Annotated in this window: 1 protein-coding gene; it reads right to left on the bottom strand. The window is 35.3% G+C overall.

The features are described 5' to 3' along the window. Positions 1–139: 139 nt before the first annotated feature. Positions 140–469, bottom strand: coding sequence for a hypothetical protein (locus tag CVN76_RS00205; protein ID WP_100530063.1), 330 nt, complete (start codon positions 467–469; stop codon positions 140–142). Positions 470–583: the final 114 nt, after the last annotated feature.

Below are 583 nucleotides of genomic sequence, written 5' to 3'. Positions count from 1 at the left end.
ATTGAAATTCCCGATCCCATTTACCACTATTCTTTGTGTACTTTCTTTCTTAAAAAAGACAAACGCAATCACAACAAACACAAAAGATAATAAAATTAAAGGTAAGTACTTTTTCTTCATAATTCTCCTATAGTTTCCTTTAAATTTTACCCGGAAGTGAGGTGCCCCAATTCTTTTTCACTCGAGTATTAGCATCATTCAGAATATCATTAGGTATTACTGCCAAGATTCCATCAATATGAAAAGCTCTTGAAGATTGCAAGTTATACCCTGCATAATCCCATTGTGCATTTGTTAATTTAGAACAATACCAGGCATCCGTTGACCATATAGTGGTTTTTAATTTATATGGTTCTCCTATTTGATCCTTACCGTAGTTTACTGCCTTTTTACGTTCAGCAGCAGTAGCATCTTTCCCTAGCTTACTTGTTACTTTAAGTTGCTTAATTCCACTAGCCCCCCCCCCCACAAATTACTACGATTCCAATGATGGACTTTCGCTCCATTATTTTTGGTTTTTGACGCTTCAATAACATAATAATCTGTGGTTGATAAAACTGCTGTATGACCCGTGTAGGATTTT

The organism is Bacillus sp. mrc49, assembly GCF_002803435.1.
Note: the sequence above shows the minus strand (reverse complement) of the source record. Positions and strands in the feature narration are given on the sequence as shown.